The sequence below is a fragment of the Bifidobacterium sp. JNUCC 75 genome, from assembly GCF_054819865.1.
Window position 1 is genome coordinate 924106 of record NZ_JBTHIF010000001.1, and the last position, 21243, is coordinate 945348.

Annotated in this window: 16 protein-coding genes, 1 other RNA gene and 1 pseudogene; 4 read left to right on the forward strand and 14 right to left on the reverse strand. The window is 60.9% G+C overall.

Annotated features, from left to right (window positions below):
- Positions 1 to 79 precede the first annotated feature (79 nt).
- From ACVWNW_RS03905 to ptsP, 3 genes are all read right to left on the reverse strand, one after another.
- Complete coding sequence (locus ACVWNW_RS03905; RefSeq protein WP_024626949.1) at positions 80 to 352, reverse strand: PTS sugar transporter subunit IIB; 273 nt, start codon at positions 350 to 352, stop codon at positions 80 to 82.
- Positions 353 to 430: 78 nt separating this feature from the next.
- Positions 431 to 877, reverse strand: a complete 447-nt coding sequence (locus ACVWNW_RS03910; protein ID WP_046323446.1) for a PTS sugar transporter subunit IIA — start codon at positions 875 to 877, stop codon at positions 431 to 433.
- A gap of 77 nt (positions 878 to 954) precedes the next feature.
- Positions 955 to 2604 (reverse strand): phosphoenolpyruvate--protein phosphotransferase, encoded by a 1650-nt coding sequence (gene ptsP / locus ACVWNW_RS03915; protein ID WP_198208235.1) that lies wholly within the window; start codon positions 2602 to 2604, stop codon positions 955 to 957.
- A gap of 233 nt (positions 2605 to 2837) precedes the next feature.
- On the opposite strand from ptsP, the gene ACVWNW_RS03920 reads away from it, so the two are divergent.
- Both ACVWNW_RS03920 and ACVWNW_RS03925 read left to right on the forward strand, forming a co-directional pair.
- Complete coding sequence (locus ACVWNW_RS03920) at positions 2838 to 3104, forward strand: HPr family phosphocarrier protein (RefSeq protein ID WP_121912993.1); 267 nt, start codon at positions 2838 to 2840, stop codon at positions 3102 to 3104.
- Between the two features lie 51 nt (positions 3105 to 3155).
- Positions 3156 to 4214 carry a LacI family DNA-binding transcriptional regulator gene (locus tag ACVWNW_RS03925; protein WP_198208009.1) on the forward strand — a complete coding sequence of 353 codons (1059 nt, stop codon included), beginning with the start codon at positions 3156 to 3158 and terminating at the stop codon, positions 4212 to 4214.
- A gap of 19 nt (positions 4215 to 4233) precedes the next feature.
- Here ACVWNW_RS03925 and ACVWNW_RS03930 read toward each other — a convergent pair whose 3' ends face one another.
- From ACVWNW_RS03930 to ffs, 5 genes and pseudogenes are all read right to left on the reverse strand, one after another.
- Positions 4234 to 5394 (reverse strand): DNA polymerase III subunit delta', encoded by a 1161-nt coding sequence (locus ACVWNW_RS03930; RefSeq protein WP_110425876.1) that lies wholly within the window; start codon positions 5392 to 5394, stop codon positions 4234 to 4236.
- 299 nt (positions 5395 to 5693) lie between these two features.
- A pseudogene (gene tmk, locus ACVWNW_RS03935) lies at positions 5694 to 6347 on the reverse strand (dTMP kinase); the annotation flags it as partial.
- Entirely contained in the window at positions 6344 to 9211 is a 2868-nt protein-coding gene (gene topA, locus ACVWNW_RS03940; protein ID WP_454483147.1) for a type I DNA topoisomerase, read from the reverse strand. The gene topA and the pseudogene tmk, both read right to left, overlap by 4 nt.
- A 148-nt stretch (positions 9212 to 9359) precedes the next feature.
- Positions 9360 to 10379: a phosphatase PAP2 family protein gene (locus tag ACVWNW_RS03945; protein WP_454483149.1), complete on the reverse strand. Its 1020-nt coding sequence runs from the start codon at positions 10377 to 10379 to the stop codon at positions 9360 to 9362.
- A 98-nt stretch (positions 10380 to 10477) separates the two neighbouring features.
- Positions 10478 to 10568: signal recognition particle sRNA small type (ffs, locus tag ACVWNW_RS03950), an RNA gene on the reverse strand.
- A 236-nt stretch (positions 10569 to 10804) separates the two neighbouring features.
- Between ffs and glf the strand changes: the two genes are divergently transcribed.
- Positions 10805 to 11983, forward strand: coding sequence for a UDP-galactopyranose mutase (gene glf, locus ACVWNW_RS03955; RefSeq protein WP_454483151.1), 1179 nt, complete (start codon positions 10805 to 10807; stop codon positions 11981 to 11983).
- Positions 11984 to 12219: 236 nt separating this feature from the next.
- Here glf and ACVWNW_RS03960 read toward each other — a convergent pair whose 3' ends face one another.
- Positions 12220 to 13362, reverse strand: coding sequence for an inositol-3-phosphate synthase (locus tag ACVWNW_RS03960; protein WP_029678243.1), 1143 nt, complete (start codon positions 13360 to 13362; stop codon positions 12220 to 12222).
- Positions 13363 to 13554: 192 nt separating this feature from the next.
- On the opposite strand from ACVWNW_RS03960, the gene ACVWNW_RS03965 reads away from it, so the two are divergent.
- Complete coding sequence (locus ACVWNW_RS03965) at positions 13555 to 15777, forward strand: transglycosylase domain-containing protein (RefSeq protein ID WP_454483153.1); 2223 nt, start codon at positions 13555 to 13557, stop codon at positions 15775 to 15777.
- Between the two features lie 95 nt (positions 15778 to 15872).
- On the opposite strand, the gene leuA is transcribed toward ACVWNW_RS03965, so the two are convergent.
- The 5 genes from leuA to ACVWNW_RS03990 all read right to left on the reverse strand — a co-directional run bounded on the left by leuA (position 15873) and on the right by ACVWNW_RS03990 (position 21200).
- Positions 15873 to 17783, reverse strand: coding sequence for a 2-isopropylmalate synthase (leuA, locus tag ACVWNW_RS03970; protein ID WP_046323453.1), 1911 nt, complete (start codon positions 17781 to 17783; stop codon positions 15873 to 15875).
- Positions 17784 to 18037: 254 nt separating this feature from the next.
- Positions 18038 to 18658 carry a DUF5701 family protein gene (locus ACVWNW_RS03975; RefSeq protein WP_046323454.1) on the reverse strand — a complete coding sequence of 207 codons (621 nt, stop codon included), beginning with the start codon at positions 18656 to 18658 and terminating at the stop codon, positions 18038 to 18040.
- 42 nt (positions 18659 to 18700) lie between these two features.
- Positions 18701 to 19789, reverse strand: a complete 1089-nt coding sequence (locus ACVWNW_RS03980; RefSeq protein ID WP_198229745.1) for an aspartate-semialdehyde dehydrogenase — start codon at positions 19787 to 19789, stop codon at positions 18701 to 18703.
- A 17-nt stretch (positions 19790 to 19806) separates the two neighbouring features.
- Positions 19807 to 20370 carry an ACT domain-containing protein gene (locus ACVWNW_RS03985; protein WP_046323462.1) on the reverse strand — a complete coding sequence of 188 codons (564 nt, stop codon included), beginning with the start codon at positions 20368 to 20370 and terminating at the stop codon, positions 19807 to 19809.
- The gene (locus ACVWNW_RS03990) at positions 20367 to 21200 is read right to left on the reverse strand and encodes an aspartate kinase (protein WP_110413526.1); all 834 of its coding nucleotides are present in this window, start codon (positions 21198 to 21200) and stop codon (positions 20367 to 20369) included. The genes ACVWNW_RS03985 and ACVWNW_RS03990 overlap by 4 nt, the downstream gene beginning before the upstream one ends.
- Positions 21201 to 21243 lie beyond the last annotated feature (43 nt).

The following is a 21243-nucleotide window of genomic DNA, read 5'->3' on the forward strand; positions in this document are numbered from 1 at the left end:
CTTACTATTTCTCTCTTGTTGTCAAGTTAAAGAGCGGGTATTCCATCGGCCTGGCGATGATGAATGTCCGCCGGACACATCAGTCGGCGTACTGCTCCAGGATGCCCTTGATCTCGTCCTTGTCCATGAAGTTCTGGACGGTCTCGACCGGAGTGGTGGTCCCCTCCAGCTCGGGCGCCAGCTGAGGCGAAGTCAGCACCAGGTCGTTCATGTTGGCCGTGCCCTTGGCGCTGCCCGCGTCGGAGGTGGTCACAGTCACATCCATGCCCAGCTCCGATGCCACCTGCTCGACGTTGACCTTGAGCAGAACCGAAGTGCCGATGCCGTTGCCACATACACAGAGAATATCCATGAGTTGCTCCTTTGTTCCTTGTTTGCTTCTACTGCTTCTTGTATTTGCCATGCTGGGATCCGCAAAAGCGGGTCCTCCTCACGATTCGAGAATGGCGCGAACCTCGTCAGGTGTGCCTGCCTTGGCCAGCTGCTCGGTCTTCTTCGCGTCGGTCAGAGCACCGGCGATGGCGGACATCACCTGCAGGTGCTCCTGCTCATCCCGTCCGGCCAGGCCGATTACCAGGGAGACCGGATCGTTGGCCTTGTTGCCAAACTCAACAGGTGTGGACAGCCTTACCCAGCTCAGGCCAGTTCCCAGGACCGCTTCGCTGGGCCGGGAATGAGCCAGAGCCAAACCGGGGGCGATGACGATGTAGGGACCCATCTTCTCGACGGTCTCGATCATCTGGTCCGTGTAGGCATCTGTGGTGAACCCGGATGCCACCAGCCTGTCGCCTGCCTTGCGGATGGCATCCCGCCAGTCAGATGCCGGTACATCCAGGGCGAAGGATGTGTCGGGAAGGAAGGCTTGGAAATCCGTCATGTCTGCTCCTTGCTCGTGCTGTTTGACTTGATCGACTGCACCGGATCCGATGGATTTGCACAAATCCGGCCGGCTGCTCACCACCCCTGGGGATGGTAGAACTCTCCGTCCAGAGCCTTGGCGGCGAGCGCCTTGGCTTCCTCCATGGTGTGCTTGGCCAGTTCGGCGCGAACGTCATCCAGGGCGACCGGGGTCATGGACAGGCTGGTCACGCCGATGCCTGCCAAAACCACGGCCAGGTCAGGATCGGCAGCCGCCTCGCCGCAGACTCCGACAGGCATGTTATTGGCCTGACCGGCATCAGCGATGAGCTTGATGGCCCTGAGGACGGCAGGATGCCAGGCGGTCTGGTAGGAGGCGACCGAACCCAAGGTGCGATCGGCGGCCAGCGTGTACTGGGTCAGATCGTTGGTGCCGATGCTGACGAAATCGGCCACCTTGGCCACCTTGTCGGCCATCAGTGCAATCGAAGGAACCTCGGCCATGACACCCACGCGCTTGAGCCCCTTGCTCTTGCCCAAACGGACGAAATAGTCAGCCTCATGTTCGTCGGCGACCATTGGCGCCATGACCCATAGGTCGGCATTGGTCTCGGCATCGGCCCGGGCAAGGGCCTCCAGCTGATCCTCCAGAACCTGGCTGTGGACCTTGAGCGTGCGCAGACCACGCAACCCCAAGGCAGGATTAGGCTCGTCGGCCTGCGTCAGGAAGGGCAGCGGCTTGTCAGCACCGGCATCCAACAGGCGGATGACCACCTTGCGACCAGGGAAGCGTTCAAGAAGAGCGCGATAGGCCTCGGCCTGCTCCTCGACGCCGGGCGCCTGCTCGTTGCCCAGGAAGAGAAACTCCGAGCGGAAGAGTCCAACCCCTTCGGCTCCATACTCCAGGGCAGGATCGGCATCCGCAGGCTTGCCGACATTGGCCAGGAGGGGAATCCATGTTCCGTCCTTGAGCTGGCCTGGGCGGCCCCGCAAAGCCTTGGCCTGATCCGCTTCGCGACGGGCCTGCTCAGCTTTCTCAATCTGTTCTTGGGTAGGATCAGCCGTCACCTTGCCGGCAGCGGCATCAACGATGACCGTTTGTCCGTCGGACAGCCCGGCTGCGTCCTGAGCGCCCACGACGGCGACGATTCCCCTGGACCGGGCCAGAATGGCGGTATGACTGGTCGGACCGCCCTCAATGGTGACAATGGCCAGAACCTTGGTCATATCCAAGCTGGAGGTGTCGGCCGGAGACAGGTCAGGGGCGACCAGGACGAATGGCTTGTCGCTTTCTGGCACGCCCGGTGCCGGGACACCGAGCAGATGGGCGATGACACGCTGGCCAACATCATGCAGATCGTTGGCCCGCTCCCCCATGTAGCCGCCGATTGCCTGGAGTTTTTCCTCGAAGTCGGCAAAGGCTTCATAGACGGAACGCTCGGCGGTCTTGCCACCGTCAAGCAAAGATCGAATCGAGGTCTTCAGAGCCGGGTCCTGGGCCATCTGGGCCAGGGCTGTCAGAATCGGAGCAGCGTCCTTGGCCCCCTGCCCATCTTGGGCGGCCTTGGCGCGCGCGAGCAGGTCCTTGTTGACCGATGCCAGAGCGGATTCGACCCTGCCGAATTCAGCATCCGCCGTCAGGTTCTCAGGTCTCGCCTCATCGCCGGGCACGTCCAGTCCGGCCGCCATATGGATAACCGGGCCAACGGCGACGCCGCGGCCAATGCCCACGCCTTGGATCTCCATGTCGCACTCCTTAGTGCCTGGCCACTGCACGCGAGCCGCCCCTGAGGCGGACTGAACATCGGCAGTGGAAACGTTCTTCATGCAACGATGTTCAGTATACACATATTCATTCGTTTTTCAACGGTAATCGTTTTCTGCAATTTCCCTTCTGCAGTGGTAGGATATCCAGCGTATCCACCACTAGACATGCCGGTTCGACAAGATCGGCCATATATTCAGGAGAGATGATCACCATGGCAACAGCGCAACGTTCCACTGTCATCACCGACCCGGTCGGCATTCATGCCAGGCCTGCTTCGGAATTCTCGCAGGCCGCCGCATCCAGCGGTTGCAAGGTCACCATAGCCAAGGGCGAGGGCAATCCCGTAGACGCCGGCAGCATTCTGATGGTCATGAGCCTGGGCATCGCTAAGGGCGACAAGGTCACTGTGACTGTCGAGGGCGACGAAGCCGAGTCCGTAGCCGACTCCCTGGTCACTAAGCTGACCCAGGCCGAGTGACCCGCCGCTAGCTGTAGTCGACATCGACGGAAAGAGCCTTCGAGGGAAACGATGGGACACACGGCGGACAATAAGCCTTCCATTGCCAACGTCGCAGCCCTGGCCGGAGTTTCGACGGCGACCGTGTCCCGCGTCCTTTCCGGTCATAGACGCAAGAACGACGACATCAGCCGCAGGGTCAGAGCTGCTGCCGAAAAGCTCAACTACTCGGCCAACTTCGCTGCCAGCACCCTCCGATCAGACCGCAGCAGAACCATAGGGCTGATCCTGTGCGGCACTTCCACGGGCATAGACGGGTCCATCCTGGATCTGCTCAGCAGGAGGCTGACAGAACAGGGCCGCTATTTGCTGGTCATATCCGTCAGGAGCGATCAGGAACGAGAGGCGGCCATCAGGTCCATGGCAGCCCGACAAGTCGAAGGAATCATCATCGTTCCTTCGCTGGACGACGATCCGGTCGGTATGCCCGTCGACCTGCCGTCCGGACTGCCCATCGTCCAGGTCGGTGGCAGACCGCTCTCCTACCACACCAGCTGGGTCGGCATGGACCAGGCGGCCTCCATGCGGCTGATCATCGCCCACCTGGCCGAGCAGAACGCGCATTCGGTGGCCTATCTAAGCCGAGAACTGAACACCAGTGCGGCCACTGAGCTCTTCACGACCTTCTCCACTCTGACCAACACCCTAGGGATGACGCCTCAGCCGGACTGGATCCAGTTCGGCCCCTGCAGCATGCGCCGCGGCCATGATGCCGTCATGACCATGCTCGCTGAGGGAAACGACCGTCCCGATGCCATCATCTGCGGGGACGACTCGCTGGCCCTGGGCGCTCTGGTGGCCTGTGACCAACTGGGGTTCCAGGTTCCCGACCAAGTCAAGGTGGCCACCTTCGTGGACAGCCCAGCCTGTCTGATCAGCAGTCCGACCTTGACCGCAGTCAAGGCTCCCCTGAACGACATTGTCCAGGAGGCACTGCGGCTGGTTGACGTCAAGGGACAGTCCATTCTGCCCTCCCACGTGGCTCTGCCGCCAGCGCTTGAATGCAGGGAATCGACCTGGTCGCCAAGAATTGGCAGCAGCGACATGACCTCGCCGGGCACTTTCGCCTGATAAACAGTTAGGTTCGTACTCAGACCAGCAGGGTGCAGAAGAGCGCCTCGAAGACCAGGAGCGGCGAACCGTTGGCAGCCAGCCTCCTGCGAGCTCGGGCAATCAGCTGAATACGGTCAATGGCCCCCTGTCTGGAGAGTCTGACGGACAGATCAGCAATAGCCGCCCGATTCTCCAAATTGACCAAGCCAGCCTTCTCTTCGGCACCGTTCTGCAGGACACCCACATCCCGGTAAACGCTGGCCAGGGTACTCAGGTTGCGGTCCAGCACGTCCCGGGTCAGTCTGGTAACCCGTCGGCGGACCTGATCCTTGCCCCCCAATGCATGGTAGGCTCCACGCAACTGCCGGGGAATGCGTTCCTTGTCTCTGAGACCGTTGATCTGCCGAAACTCCCGCTCGTCCTTGGCCACCTCATCGTCCACGGTGGCGGTGGCTTGATCCCGGGCCGCATCAACCACCCGACCAGCCAGAATCACAGCATCCGAAGCGCGCCGCAGCCCCAGCAGGCCCACCACCAGCTCATCACGGTCAGCCAGGACCTGATCCCTGGTGGCATAGAGACGAGCGATGCCGATGTGTCCCTGAGCCAGACGAGCGGCCTTGGCGGCCAGAGGCCGGTCCACCCCCACCTGATCAGTCAGGAAATCCGCCACTGCGGTGTTGGATGGCACCGCTAGGTTGAGCACCCTCGTCCGTGAGCGGATGGTGGGCAGCACATCCTGGGCGCTGGGTGCGCACAGAAGCCAGATGGTATGCTCGGCCGGCTCCTCGATCTCCTTGAGCAACACATTGGTAGTTCGCTCCAGCATCCGGTCCACATCTTCAATGATGATGACCCGCCAGCGTGAGGTTGAGGGCATCTGCTCCGAGGTCATGATCAGATCCCTGACCTCGTTGATACCGATGGTGACTTTATTGGTTGATAGTACGGTCACATCCGGATGGGTTCCGGCCAAGACCTGCTGAGTGACGCGGGTGGGCTGGTCACTCAATCCCTGGTCAGGACTGATCAGGGCCGCCGCGAAAGCTCGGGCCAGATTGGATCGCCCTGATCCTGGAGGACCACAAATCAGCCAGGATTGCGCAACCTCGTCATGCCCCTGCGCCTGAGCGGCCACCGTCCGCTTGAGCAAATCGACCGTGGGCTGCTGACCCACAATGGCATCCCAGACGCTCATCGGGTCTTCCGCAAGAGCCGGGGCCGGAGCAACCAGCGAGCGCGGGAGCCCACAGGGGCCGAATCGTCGTCAGCATCCCCGCCGGCTGTTCCTGCCTCCATGGACTGGTCATCCTGATCAGACGTATCCGCAGACTCAGTCCAATCCGTCTCGGTAGCCTGCTCATCGTCCTCATATCCTGCAGCCGATTCATCCTTGTCGGCATCGTCCTGAGCACCAGTGTCATCATTCTCATCATCGACATCTGGAAGATCATCGTCGACCTGCGGCAGATCTGGCTCGCGCCCTTCGACTAACTTGTCCAAATCGTCTTGGATGATCTGCCAGACCTGCTCGATGGACTGGGTGGCGTCGATAACCAGGAACCGGTCGGGTTCCCTCTGCGCCAATTGCAGGAATGCCTGACGCACATGCTGTTGAAAGTCGTCGCCAGCCGATTCCAACCGATCGGGCTCATGATCCAGACGCGACTTGGACTGTGACGGATCCGCGTCCAGCAGGTAGGTGCGCTTGGGCAGAAGGTCCTGACTGGCCCACAGGCTCAACCGACGAATCACATCCACTGACAGATCACGGCCTCCGGCCTGATAAGCCAATGAGGAATCCAAGTAACGGTCGCAGAGCACAATGTCTCCGCGTTCCAGAGCCGGACGCACCACCTGGGCTACATGCTCAGCCCGGTCCGCCGCATAGAGCAGGGCCTCGGTCCTGGGGGCAAGATCGTCGGAGGCGTCAACCACATCGGTACCTCCGGTCACGGCAACCGAGGGGAAGGCGGCCAATCCATGCAGAACGAGTTCCCGTATGGTCAATCCGACGGGGGTGCCGCCTGGCTCGCGGGTGACCAGAGATCGCAAGCCACGCTCCTGCAGATAGTTGTGTGCTTGTTGGACCTGGGTGGTTTTGCCTACACCATCCACGCCCTCGAAGGAAATGAACAAACCATCGCTCATGCCTGACGCTCCGTAGTTTTGGAAGTCTTGGAAGTCTTTGTCTTCTTTGTGGTTTTGCGAGCGCGGGTAGCCGACTTGCCAGCCGTAGTTTTGCTGGACGCCGACTTTCGTGCAGTCGACTTGCGGGTGGTCCTGCCACGCCTCTTGGTGGGTCCGGCCGCGCGCTTCTCTGCCAGTAGACGGAAGGCCACCTCCGGCTCGATGGACTGGGCCGTGTACTGCTTGGGCAGGGTCCTGTTGGTCTGCCCGTCGGTAATGTAGACACCGTAGAACCCATCCTTGATGGTGACGGGTTTGCCGCTGTCAGGGTCCGTACCCAGCTCACGGAGAGGAGGCTTGGCAGCGCTCCGGGAACGTCGTCCGTACTTAGGCTGGTCGAAGAGGACCTTGGCCCCGGCCTGGTCGATAGTAAAAATCTGCCCCTCGTCGGTCAGCGAACGCGTCTCGGTGCCACCGTCGGCCTTAGTGGCCGTCAGATAGGGGCCGTAACGGCCGTTGCTGGCCGTGACGGTGGCTTGGCTGGTTTCTCCCGTCTTGGCATCGGTCAGTTCGATGCTGCCCACCGTCCTAGGCAGGCTGAGCAGCTTCAGAGCATCCTCCAGGGTGACCGTGTCTGGATCCATGGTCTTGAATAGCGAGGCCATCTTGGGCTTAGGACCAGTCTGCTTGGCCGTCCGTGCAGTCTTGCCAGTCGGCTTTTTCTGCTCTGCTGCTTCCTCTTCAGGGCTGATCAGAGCCACATAGGGACCGAATCTACCTTTGCGCACCTCGACCCGACCGCCGGTCTGCGGATCCTTTCCCAGCTGACGGGGACCGCCGGCATTTGCGGCAATCAGCTCATGACCCGCCGCCACTGTCAGCTCATCCGGAGCCATGGTGGGCGGCAACGAGGCTCGCTTGGGGTTTCCGTCGGCATCCAGGTCGGCCGTATCCTCAAGATAGGGACCGTAGCGACCGACCCTCACCTGCAGGCCATCACCGATCTCGATGGTATTGATTTTGCGGGCGTCGATGTCCCCTAGCTGGGCCACCTGCTCCTGTAGGCCCTGATGGGCCTGGTCAGCGTTTTGGGCAGCGCCCGGGCCCGAACCGAAGTAGAACCGGGTCAGCCAGTCCTTGCCTCGTTCCTTGCCATGGGCGATCATATCCAGGCCGTTCTCCATCTGCGCCGTGAACTGGTAATCCACGTACTTGGGGAAATTGGTCTCCAACAATCTGACTACCGAAAAGGCCAACCAGGAGGGAATCAGTGCACGGCCACGCTCGTAGACGTATCCGCGGTCGATGATGGTCGAAATGATGCTGGCATAGGTGGAAGGCCTGCCAATCTCCTTGGCCTCCAGGGTCTTGACCAGAGAGGCCTCAGTGTAACGCGCAGGTGGTTGGGTCTCATGGCCCTCGGGATCGACAGAGGCAGCACGAAGCACGTCACCCTGCTGGACCGGAGGCAGGGAAGAGTCCTCATCGTTCTGCTCAGAGCCTGCACCGCCACCCATGGCCTTGAGGAACCCGGGGAACTTGATGACAGTACCTGAAGCCTGGAAGAGGGCCATACCCTCCTTGCCAGCCTGCGCCGACAGGTGGATAGTGGCTGTGGACCCGGTGGCGTCGGCCATCTGCGAAGCCAGGGTGCGCCGCCAGATCAGGGTGTAGAGCTTGAGCTGGTCAGGGGCCAGACGGTCGGCAAGATCCTGAGGCCTGTGGAAGGTGGAACCGGCGGGCCGAATGCACTCGTGGGCCTCCTGGGCGCCAGCAGTCTTGGTCACATACTGTTTGGACTCGTCCGAAAGGTATTCGGCCCCATACTCACGCTCGACTCCCTTGCGGGCAGCAGCGATGGCCTCCTGGGAGAGAGTGACCGAATCGGTACGCATGTAGGTGATGAACCCGTTCTCATAGAGCCCCTGGGCAGCCCGCATGGTGGCTCGTGAACTCATACCTAACCGATTGCCGGCCGTCTGCTGCAGGGTAGACGTGGTGAAGGGGGGCTGAGGACGCCGACGGTAAGGCTTGGTCTCCATACCCGTCACTGTGAAGTCCTGATCCTTCAGCGTTTCAGCCAGGCTTCGAGCATGCTGCTCATCCAGCTGCAGGACCTGCTCCTTGGCGGCCGCTTCCGTCAGTCGACCCTTGGAGGTGAAATCCTTGGAAACCGCCAGCCGCTGCTCCCCGAGGCTGATCATTCGGGCGTGAAAACCACCTGGCGACGCCGATTCCCCGGCATCCTCCTGCACCAGACGCGCCAGCAGATCCCAGTAGGAGGCCTTGACGAAGGCCATGCGCTCACGCTCGCGCTCCACAATCAGCCGAGTCGCCACAGACTGCACACGCCCTGCACTCAGTCCCGGACCCACCTTGCGCCAGAGCACCGGTGAAAGCTCGTAGCCATAGAGGCGATCCAGCACCCTGCGGGTCTCCTGGGCATCGACCATGTGGGCATCCACGTCCCTGGTGTGCTTGAGCGAATTCTTGATGGCCTCTGGGGTGATCTCGTGAAAGACCATGCGCTTTACCGGAACCTTGGGTTTAAGGGTCTGGACCAGATGCCAGGCGATGGCCTCCCCCTCCCGATCCTCATCAGTGGCCAGATAAAGCTCGTCGGCGTTCTTCAGCGCCTTCTTGAGCTCGGAGACCGTGTGTTTCTTTTTATCGTCCACGATGTAGTAGGGCTTGAAGCCATCATTCACGTCTACGCCGAACTTGCCGTAGGCCTTCTTCTGGGAGGCCGGGATCTGCGATGGTTGGGCCAGGTCGCGGATATGGCCCACCGAGGCCATGACCGTGTAGCCCTTGCCCAGGTACCCGCCGATCTTCTTTGCCTTGGTTGGCGACTCAACAATGACGAGCTTATTGCCGGATGCCATGGCCTCTCCTTATATTGTTGTCTTTCGCACGCCATCTTACTCACGGGGTTCCGTAACCATGCAAATCAAGGGGTCATGTGCACGGGCGTGGATCCCTAGGCCCGATGGTGGATGAATCAGAGACGTTCAGTACGCCCAGAGTTCGACCTCAGTCATTTTTAGGCGGAGCCGGGGGCCGACCGACAAGGCCCATCCTGGTCAGAGGCGAGGCCGTAATCTGCCTCATCGCTAGAACCAGACCCAGGGTCAGAGACAGAACCGAGGCCATCAGTATGACCGCTGAGCAGTGAACCCCATAGGCCGTCCACCGGACACCGATCTCCAGACCAGGGCTGACCTGCCAGATGACATAGCAGGCGTAAATAATCCCTAGGAACCCAGCTACCAGCATCATCGTGGAGACGATCTGAATCGAAGCCGAGGACATTCTGGTCCCAGGAACATCCATACCGGTCCCCCGAGTGGCAGCCAGTGCAATAAGGCAGAGACCGGTAGGAATGAGAATACCCATGACCACGTCTGAGGGACGGTGCCAGCCACCCTGCACCAGCGAGCAGCCCACGGACAGGTCAAAGGCGAATCCCACCAAGGCAACAAAGGCCCTCCAAACCCGGGGCACCACACAGAGCAGGGCCAGGACCACCGCCAGAGCGAGGATGGTGTGTCCCGAGGGGGCTGAATTGGCAACGGAAGCCTGAGCATGGATCAGCACAGGGCGAGGCAGGTAACGTTTGAGAATGCGTGCCGCCCCGTAGACCACCAGTGCATAAACAGCAACCTGGCCAAGCAGCCACCACCGGCGTCGCACTAGAACCACCACCAGGGCGACAAGGCCCAGCACTACGCAGATCGCCACAGTCACAAAAGGAATGGTGAACAGTCCCAGATAAGCCTTGACAAGTGGTGCCTGGTCAAGGAAGCCACGAAAGTTGGTCAGGGCCATGTCGTCATAGGTCTGCCCGGGAACAGTCCAGACAGCCGCCCACCAGACCAAAGCCGCCAGACCCAGGCAGGCCAGGCCGGCGACCAGGCACAAAACCAAGGCTGAGATCCTGGGGCGAGACATCAAGGGATCCTGGTCAACATGACTGCTGGCCGCTTCGGTCTGCTCATTCGGGTCCCGGTACCAGGCTTGCTGTACTTCGCCCTGCTTGCGCTTGTTGGTCATACCTCTAGACTCTATCCAACCCCTGGGTCGACATCCGACACTCCGTCCGACGAATGCGCTCCCTTCACGACTCCAACCGGTTCAGTCAGGACGAATATGGAAAACTCCCACGCACCCGCCAGAGGCCACTTACCCTTGCTGCATTCCTGCCCTGGGGGGATTGGGTGACATAACGCCACGTGAGAGCAAGTCACCATGATAGCAGACAGGCTCCACTTGTCCACTGACAAGCGCCGACCCATCGACACCAGGTGCGTATTCAGTCGATATTGCTGCCCGCCGCTTCCCTGACCAGATCTGTCCGCTAGCATGTAGGCAACAGGATCACCGTACTCCAGCGGTTGATCACGGATCGTGCCGGACCCTGGCGGTAGACAGTAGAGAGCCCGGCATCACAGCGACAAGGGATGGATGGCTGAAGACGAATGGCTGACATGGATGCTGATTTGGTGATTGTGGGCGCTGGCTTGTTCGGTCTGACTGTGGCCCAGCAGGCGGTCGAGCACAGCGGGGCCCGGGTACGGATCATCGACGTGCGCGACCACATCGGGGGCAATGCTTACTCCTATATGGACGAGGAGACCGGGGCCGAAATCCACAAGTATGGGGCCCACCTCTTCCACACCTCCAATCGCAAGGTCTGGGAGTACGTCAATCGCTTCACCGAATTCACCGACTACACCCACCGGGTCTACACCACCCACAAGGGTGAGGTCTACCCCCTGCCCATCAACCTGGGCACCATCAACCAGTTCTTCCACGCCCACTACACGCCCCAGCAGGCCCGTGAACTGATCCGCGAACAGGCTGGTGAACTGGCCGGGACCGACCCGGGCAACCTGAACGACCAAGGCATCTCCCTGATTGGCCGACCCCTGTACGAGGCCTTCATCAAGAACTACACGGCCAAGCAGTGGCAGACCGACCCCTCCCAGCTGCCCGCCTCGATCATCAAGCGGCTGCCGGTGCGATTCAACTACGACAACCACTACTTCAAGGACACCTGGGAGGGTCTACCCAAGGACGGCTACACGGCCTGGTTCGAGCGGATGATCGACGACCCGCGCATCCAGGTGAGCCTGAAGACCGACTTCTTCGACAACTCCCAGCCCTGGAACCGGGATGCTTTGGTGGGCCAGGTCCCCGTGGTCTACACCGGCCCGGTCGACCGCTACTTCGACTACCGTCTGGGCGAGCTCAAGTGGCGGACCGTGGACTTCAAGGAGCGCCGCTACGACGAGGACGACCACTTCGGCTGCCCGGTCATGAACTTCTCCGATCCTGACGTCCCCTACACCCGTGCCATCGAGTTCAAGAACTTCAACCCTGAGCGTTACGACCAGCAGAACCATGAGCGCACCGTGGTCTGGGAGGAGTACAGCCGCTTCGCCGGCAAGGGCGACGAACCCTACTACCCCATCAATACAGGCGACGACCGGGCCCTCTATACCCAGTACAAGCAGCTGGCAGTCCAACAGCCGAAGGTCGTCTTCGGCGGTCGCCTGGGCACCTATGCCTACTACGACATGCACCAGGTCATCAACTCGGCCCTGGACGCCTGGGACAGGCGAATCGCCCCCCTGGTAGGCCACGCCAAGGACTGAAACCGGAACCTGATTCCTAACGCCCTTCCAAGGTAATCCTTAAAGGGGGGCATGAGACTGAAGTTCCCAGCATCAGGCGAAGTTAGCTAATCCGAACTGCTATTTCAATCCGAATACGAGAAGGCCGGCCACTCACGAAAGCGGCCGGCCTTTTTAGACCAAGCATCTGCCATTCATACCTCCGGGACACCCTTCGAAGAGGCGCCTCAGAAATCAAACAGGCAGGATCTGCAGGCTCAGGCGTGCCAGACGTCCTTGCCGTTCTCCTTGGCAGCCTTGACATCGGCATCCAGGGCGCTCTCGTCGCCCTCCACCTTGCCGGCGATATAATCCTCGACCAGCTGGCGGGCCTCGTTGTCCTCATGCTGGACAGCAGGGGACTTCATGAAGTAGGAGCTGGGTGCCAGCACCGGGCCGGCCAGGTGGCGGTCCAGGGCAATCTTGGCGGCACGCAGGGCGTCGATGACGATGCCGGCCGAGTTGGGCGAATCCCAGACCTCCAGCTTGTACTCCAGGTTCAGCGGGACATCACCGAAGGTGGTGCCTTCCAGACGCACGAAGGCGAACTTGCGGTCATCCAGCCAGGCCACATAGTCGGAGGGACCGATGTGGACGTTGTGGGGATCCATGTCGTGAGGAACGATGGAGGTGACTGCACGGGTCTTGGAAACCTTCTTGGACTCCAGACGAGTGCGCTGCAGCATGTTCATGAAGTCCATGTTGCCGCCCACGTTCAGCTGGTAGGTGCGGTCCAGACGCACGCCGCGATCCTCGAAGAGGCGGGCCATGACCCTGTGGGTAATGGTGGCGCCCACCTGGCTCTTGATGTCGTCACCCACGATGGGCAGGCCGGCATCGCGGAACTTCTGGGCCCACTCGGGGTCGGAGGCGATGAAGACGGGAAGGCAGTTGACGAAGGCGCAACCGGCCTCGATGGCGGCGGTGGCGTAGGCCTTGTCGGCCTGCTCAGAGCCGACGGGCAGGTAGGAGACCAGCACATCGACCTTCTTGTCGCGCAGGACCTGGGCCACATCCACAGGCTCGGCATCCGACTCGGTGATCATCTTCTTGTAGTACTCGCCCAGCCCGTCACCAGTCGGCCCGCGCAGGACTTCCACGCCCTTGTTGGGGACATCGCAGAACTTGTAGGTGTTGTTTTGCGAGGCAAAGATGGCCTCGCTCAGGTCCTTGCCGACCTTAAGTGAATCCACATCGAAGGCGGTCACGAACTCCACGTCACGAATGCGGTAGCCGCCGAAGTTGGCGTGCATGATGCCAGGGATCTTGTCATCATCCTTGGCGTCCTTGTAATACTCGACTCCCTGTACCAGCGAGGAAGCGCAGTTGCCCACGCCCGCTATAGCTACACGGATGCTCATACAAACTCCTCTGATTTACTGAGTTATTCCAACCTAAGCATACCTTCTCCCGGTAGATAGCATGATGGAATGGGCCTCATATGCGCGCCCGCCGACAGTACAGACCTCCAAGGATGGCGCAAACGTACGAAAATGATGAACGTTCAGCCTTAGGTCGAACAGTTTTCAGCCCTGCCGGATAGCGTGGTTGGCATGGCCAATCAGACTCGTTCAGTCAGTTCGACCTCGCCCACCCGCAGGGTCCGGTCCGGGTCACGCGGTGGCAGCAATCGCGCCGACAGACTCACCTCGCGACATGCCGACCGCAATCCCCGGGGCGGCGGACCTCGTCGCAGGCGGCGCCGCAAGTCGCATCGTCTGCTCAAGTGGACCCTGGGTCTGCTGGGACTGGTGCTTGTTGTCGGGGCAGCAGCTTTCGCCTACCTATACCTGACTACTGAGATCATCCCGCCGGAGAAGCAGGCCCTGGCACAAAAGACCACGGTCTACTATGCTGACGGCTCCACCCCTATCGGCACTTACGCCGACCAGAACCGGGAGATCATCGACTGCGCAGTCCTGCCCAAGTATGTAGGAAACGCGGTCATCTCCTCAGAGAACCGCTCCTTCTATAAGGATAACGGCATCGACCTCAAGGGCATCGGCCGGGCCCTGCTCAACAACGTGACCAAGGGCACCCGGCAGGGCGGATCAACCATCACCCAGCAGTACGCCGAGCGCTACTATCTGGGTGAGACCACCACCTACAAAGGCAAGCTGCGCGAGGCCATCCTCTCTTTGAAGATCTCCAGGACCGAGAGCAAGGAAACAGTCCTGTGCAACTATATGAACACCATCTACTTCGGCCGCGGAGCCTACGGGATCCAGGCCGCCGCGCAGAACTACTTTGGCAAGGACGCCAAGGATCTGACCATGCCCGAGTCGGCCATGCTGGCCGGCATCATCCCCGCCCCGGCCTCCTGGGATCCGGCTATTAACCCCAAGCAGGCCGAGTCGCGCTTCCACCGGGTGCTGGGCATCATGGAGGAGGACCACTACATCAGCCACAAGGACCGGGTCGGCGCCCAGATGCCCCAGACCATCAAATACTCGCCGCAGAACGTCTATCAGGGGCCCAACGGCTACCTGCTGCGCATGGTCCGCAACGAGCTGTCCACCGGCAAAAAGGCCCCCTTTACCGCGGACGACCTGGATACTGGCGGATACCGAATCATCACCACCATCCAAAAGGACAAGCAGGATCTGATGTTCCAGGTGGCGAGCCCTTCTACAGGCAACAAGCGTCAGCCACCCACCCTGCAGACCGGTGGGCTCTCGGTCGATCCCAAGACCGGGGCCATCATCTCCCTGTATGCCGGTGACGACTACCTGACCCACCCGCTCAACAACGTGGATCAGGCGACCTACCAGGTGGGTTCGACCATGAAGGCCTACACGCTTCTGGCCGCCATCCAGGATGGAGTCAACCTGAACACAGTCTTCAACGGCAATTCGCCGCGCACCTTCTCCAGCGTGGGCAAGTCCGTCGCCAACGACGGAAACGTCAGCTACGGATACATCAATCTCTATTCGGCCTTCGCCAGATCGGTCAACACGGTCTTCATGGACCTGGGCGAACACGTGACCTCACAAAAAATCGCCCAGGTGGCCCACACTGCTGGCATCACCGGCAAAATCGACGACACGACCACCTTCGACACCCTGGGCCTGGATGCCCTCTCGGTCTATGACGTGACACAGGGGTATGCCACGCTGGCCAATGGCGGCAAGCGGCCCAAGCTGCATCTGGTGGCACAGGTCAAGGATGCCAAGGATCAGGAGCTCTACACGGCCGCGATCCAGTCGGATCAGGTCTTCAATGCCGACCAGGTGGCCCTGCTACAGAAAGCCATGAGCACCACAGTTCAATACGGCACCGCCACCTATGCGCGTTCCCTAGGCAGGCCCATCGCCAGCAAGACAGGCACGGCCAACGACCAGACAGCCATCTCCTTCATCGGATTCACCCCCTCGGTTCTGACCACCTTCGCTGTCTGGAACCAAGGACAGGACGGCAGTGCACTCAAGGTGCCCGAGGTCTATCAGAATGAGTTTTTACCGGTCCCGCTGTTCACCCAGTACATGAAGTCCGCCTTGGGCGACAGCCCAGTGGAGCGCTTCCCTGCGGCCGAAGACCATGGCAAGATCGGCGGCCCGGATGGCAGCTGGGGCACCGGATATAGACGGAGCTACTCCTATACGCCCAGGCGCAGCTACAACTATGAATATGTGCCTCAGCGACGCACCCAACAGCAGACAACTCCTCAGGAGGAGTCAGGAGCCAGCAGTGGTTCGGGTTCAGGCAACGGAGACGAGGCCGAGAGCAGCAACAGCACAACCACTGAGGGCAACTCCGAGTCAGAGCAATCCCAGTAGTAAACCAGCGTGGACAACCTGGCCCGATCCGAACCAATCAGCTGCGTTCGGATTGGGCCGTGAGGCTGACGACAGTTGCTGCCTCTCTATGACTTCTAGCCGCGCTGGAAGCGGTTGAGCGCCGAAATAATGGCCTTGAGGGAGCTGGTGGAGATGGACGAATCGATGCCCACGCCCCAAATCACGCGGGACCTGGCCGGTTCGCCCACCTGGCATTCCACGTAGGAAGCCGCCAGAGCATCCGTGCCGGCGGTCATGGCATGCTCGGCGTAATCCAGAACCGAGACGGTCTGATCCAGGGACTTGAGCGCGTCCAGGAAGGCTGCGATTGGGCCATTTCCATGTCCCTGAACACGCCGCCTCACCTCAGGATCGCCCGGGGCAAGCCCCCGGTCCAGCAGGGTGGCATCCAGGACGGTGTCGGATCCGTCCTCGCCGGAGGTGACTGCAACATTCAGCAGCTTGAAGCGTCCCCACTGGCGCAGGGTCTCATCGCGCTGATCAGCCATGGACTCTCCGCCGACCACGCTCCCGCCAGCCTCCACGGGCAGATACTCGTCCTTGAAGAGCCGCCAGATGTCGGCATCCTTGACCTCGCGCTTGGTCCTGTCGGCATAGCTCTGGACCAGCCGTTCGAACTCCACCTGGAGGCGCTTGGGCAGGTCCAGATGATGGTTGGCCTTGAGCAGGTAAGCCATGCCACCCTTGCCCGACTGGGAGTTGACCCGGATGATGGCCTCGTAGTTGCCACCCACATCCTTGGGATCGATGGGCAGATAGGGAACCAGCCAAAGGAAGTCGTCAGGGTTGGCATTGGCGCGCAGTGCCGCCTGCTGCCGAGCGTCCAGACCCTTCTTGATGGCATCCTGATGGGAGCCGGAGAAGGCCGTAAAGACGAAGTTGCCGACGTAGGGGTGCCGCTCGGAGACGGCGATCTGGTTGCAGTACTCCACCGTCCGACGGATGCCGGGCATGTCGGAGAAGTCCAGCTGGGGATCGATCCCCTGGACCAGCAGGTTCAGCCCCACCGTGCAAATGTCGACGTTGCCGGTGCGCTCACCATTGCCCAGCAGACAACCCTCCACCCGGTCAGCCCCGGCCAGCAGACTGAGCTCGGTGGCAGCCACGGCCATACCCTCGTCGTTGTGGGGGTGCAGGGAGAGCACCACCGCATCCCGGTCCTTGAGGTTGGTGGATATGTACTCCACCTCGTCGGCGAAGACGTTGGGGGTGGTCATCTCCACGGTGTTGGGCAGGTTGATGATCATGGGATGCTCAGGCGTAGGCCGGATCACGTCGATGACCGCATTGCAGACCTCCAGCGAATACTCAGGCTCGGCACCGGAGAAGGACTCAGGCGAGTATTCATAGGAGAGATCAGTACCCCCGGCATCGGCCTCCAGAGAGCGGCAGAGTTCAGCTGCGTCGGTGGCCAGCTTCTTGATCCCGGCCTTGTCCTTATGGAAGACGACCTCCCTCTGCAGAACTGAGACCGAGTTATAGAAGTGGACCACGGCCCTCTTGGCTCCACGCAGGGCCTCGTAGGTGCGACGGATCAGATGTTCGCGAGCCTGGGTCAGGACCACGATAGTCACATCGTCGGGAATCAGCTCGCGCTCTATCAGGAGGCGGATGAAGTCGTAATCAGTCTCGGAGGCCGAGGGGAAGCCCACCTCAATCTCCTTGAATCCCATGGATATCAGCAGATTCCAGAATCTCAGCTTGCGCTCGGAATCCATAGGGTCGACCAGGGCCTGGTTGCCGTCGCGAAGATCCACCGAACACCAACGAGGCGCCCGCTTCAGGGTCTTGCCCGGCCAGGTGCGCTGCGGATAGTCGAAAGGCACCTGCTTGTTATAGGCCACATACTTGTTGTAGGGCATGGCACTGGGCTTCTGCGGCGAACCCACAAACCTGGGGGGAGGCAGCAGCAGGTCGTTGTTCCCTCCATTGGACGCCGCGGCCTGGGCCGCAAGATCAAACACGGATGCACGATCCTGATCCATCTCTCCTCCTTCTTTCGTTCGTCGGAAACCGCAATATCACCCGGCCATGGGTGTTCGGACAGGCCGAAACCGTGTCGGGGGTGCCATTATTTTACCGGAGGAGAGCCAGGACATGCGGTCCGGGTCCGCATTACGACGCAGAGGAAGGCGAGGGCACAAAGTCTTGCGTAATTCGCAAGGTTATCCAAGCTGCAAACTCCAGACTAGGCAAGCACTTACAGAGTGCTCGCTGCATAAGATTCAGTTGAAGAGCCTCACTGGAAGAGTGAGACACCACGACGGCCCTCGCAGTAGGCGTTGCCCAGCCAGGTGTGGCGCGAGTTAGGCCAGACGGAACCCAGACGGGGGGCGTTCTGGCTCATCCAGATGCTGGGCACGCGTCCATCGGCGCTGTGAGAACCCAGCAGGTTGAAACCGTTCTTGACCGCCAGCCAGTCGGGATGCTGGGTGGCGATGGCCAGACCCTCCTCCAAGGTCAGAGGGAGACGGTCGTCTGAGTCGATCAGCTTGCGGGCCACGTCCGGCTCGCGGTTGGTGTAGCAGGTCCCGGTGTGCGGTTCCAGGACGATGTAAAAGGGCCCCTCGGGGGGCTCGAACCCGTTCTGCGGTAGGAAGCTGGCAATGTCGCGCGGAGGCATAGTGGTAAAGCCAGCCATGCGATTGATGCTGGTCCGGGCGATCAGCGACTCAGGCGAAACCAGCTCCCTGGTGGGGATGAGCAGGATCTGCTCGCCCAGCTCAGTGGACTCCAGTGCAGAGATCAGGGGCTGGGCCAAGGCTCTGAAAGCGGCGGCGCTGATGTCCGCCACATCCGGATAACCCAAGGCCACGATCCGATCCAGTTGCCGCTTCACTTCTTGGGAAGATCTGGTCATGGCCTCCAGTCTAATCGGTGCCCCGCAGGCGGACCGATCATCTCAAATCCTGTCAGCAAAGTGCTTGCGGGCGATCAGCTCGGCGATCTGCACGGCGTTGAGGGCGGCTCCCTTGCGCAGGTTGTCATTGGCCACGAACATGGACAATCCCCTCTTGCCTTCCACGGCCTGGTCCTGGCGGATGCGGCCCACGAAGCTGGGGTCCTTGCCAGCTGCGTCCAGAGGAGTGGGTATTTCCGCCAGACTTACCCCGGGGGCCTTGGACAGCAGGTCGCGGGCCTGATCAGGAGTGACATCGCGATCAAACTCAGCATTGATGCTCATGCCGTGGGCAGTGAAGACTCCTACCCGCACGCAGGTGCAGGAGGCGGCCAGATTAGGCAGGTGGAGAATCTTGCGACTCTCATTGCGCAGCTTCTGCTCCTCGTCGGTCTCCCCGCTGCCGTCATCGACCAAGTCGCCTATAAAAGGAACGGCGTTGAAGGCTATAGTGCGCACCACCTTGGTGGGCGGGGGAAACTCAATGGCCGATCCGTCGAAGACCAAACGATCAGCACCCTGCTCCACGGCTGTTTTGGCCTCGTCGCGCAGCTGGAGGACACCGGCACGACCAGCCCCCGACACAGCCTGGTAGGAGGAGACGATCAGGCGGCGCAGACCGTATGTCTTGGCCAAGGGACTCAGCACGGGCATGCAGGCCATGGTGGTGCAATTGGGATTGGCCACGATCCTCCGGGGGATAAGATCCAGGTCTTCGGGGTTGACCTCAGACACCACCAGGGGAACCTCGGGATCCATCCGCCAATGGGAGGAGTTGTCGACCACGTAGGCTCCGGCCTCGGCAAAGCGTGGGGCCCAAGTTCCTGAGGTCGAACCGCCGGCGGAGAAGATGGCCAGATCGATTCCGCTCAGGTCGGCCTGCTCCACATCCTCGACCGTGATAGTCCTGTCACGCCAGCGCAACTGTTCGCCGGCAGACCGGGATGAGGCCATGAAGCGCAGGTCAGCTACAGGGAAGTCCCGTTCGTCCAGCATGCGGCGCATGACCATGCCTACCTGGCCGGTGGCGCCCAGAACGGCTACATTGATGCCACGGCGACCATTGTTCGCCAAATCAGCCTTATCAGTCATTGCTCTTTCCTCTCCGCTCAGCGACCTGTGCCGCCATAAACGACCGCCTCGACCTGATCGGCATCCAAATGGAAGGCCGTATGGATGGCCCGTACCGCCTCGTCCAAGTTCTGAATGGGCACCAGGGCGGAGATACGAATCTCGGAGGTCGAAATCATGAGCACGTTGATATGCCGGTCGCTCAAGGCCCGGAAGAAGGTGGCGGTAATGCCCGAGTGGGTCTTCATGCCGACCCCTACCAGGGTCACCTTGCCCACCTCAGGGTTGATGTCGACCGAGTGGAACCCCAGTTGCTCACGGGAGTCATCCAGCATGGGAACCACCTGATCAGCCTGAGCAGACGGCAACGTGAAAGAGATGTCCACGGTTCCGGTGGCCGCCCCAGCCTGGACAATCATATCTATGTTGATGCCGCCCTCGGCAAGGATAGTGAAGAGCTGTGCGGCTACGCCGGGTCGATCCGGCACGGCCCGCAGGCTGACCTGGGTCTCGCTGCGGTCGTGGGCAACCCCTGAGATGATCGGTGACTCGGGGCCGTTCAGGTCCGGGAACAAGTCGCCCATGGATTCGCCGTTGGTCATGACCTTCCTTCCGTCATATCCCGTTGCCTGTCGGTGTGTGCAGCGGGGCGGTCCGGCAACTGGCCGGTCTCCAGATTGGGAATCTTGTCGACATCGACATCGTCGGGCATGATCAGCGTGCCAGGACGATGGGAAAAGGAACTGCGCACATGAATGGGCATGCGGAAGCGCTGGGCATACTCCACGCAGCGCAGTGCCAGCACCTTGGATCCGCCGGCCGCCATCTCCAGCATCTCCTCGTATGAGATGCGGGCAATTCTTCGGGCGGTGGGCACAATGCGCGGGTCGGCAGTAAAAACGCCATCCACGTCAGTATAAATCTCGCAGACATCCGCATTGAGCGCCACAGCCAGGGCCACAGCCGAGGTGTCCGAGCCGCCGCGGCCCAAGGTGGTGGCATCGCCGTCGGAGTTGACCCCCTGGAAGCCTGCCACAATTCCCACTTCGCCCCGGTCCAGGGCCTTCATGACTCGCTGGGGTCGAACATGGCGGATGTGGGCTGCCCCGTAGCGTGCATCAGTCATAAATCCCGCCTGCGAACCGGTGAAGGAATGGGCATGCTCGCCTTGTGCATGGATACTCATGGCCAGCAGGCTCATGGAAATGCGCTCCCCCGCAGTCATGAGCATGTCCATCTCGCGGGCCGGAGGATTGGAGTCCACATCCATGGCCTGATCGATCAGATCGTCAGTGGTGTCACCCATGGCGGAAACCACCACTGCGATGTCATTGCCAGCGCGCTTGGTATCAATGATGCGCTTGGCCACACGCTTGATGGAGTCCGAGTCTGCCACCGAGGACCCGCCATATTTCTGAACGATAAGTGCCACTGCTGTTCCATCCCGCGACGGTTAAGCCACTAGACCATCATCT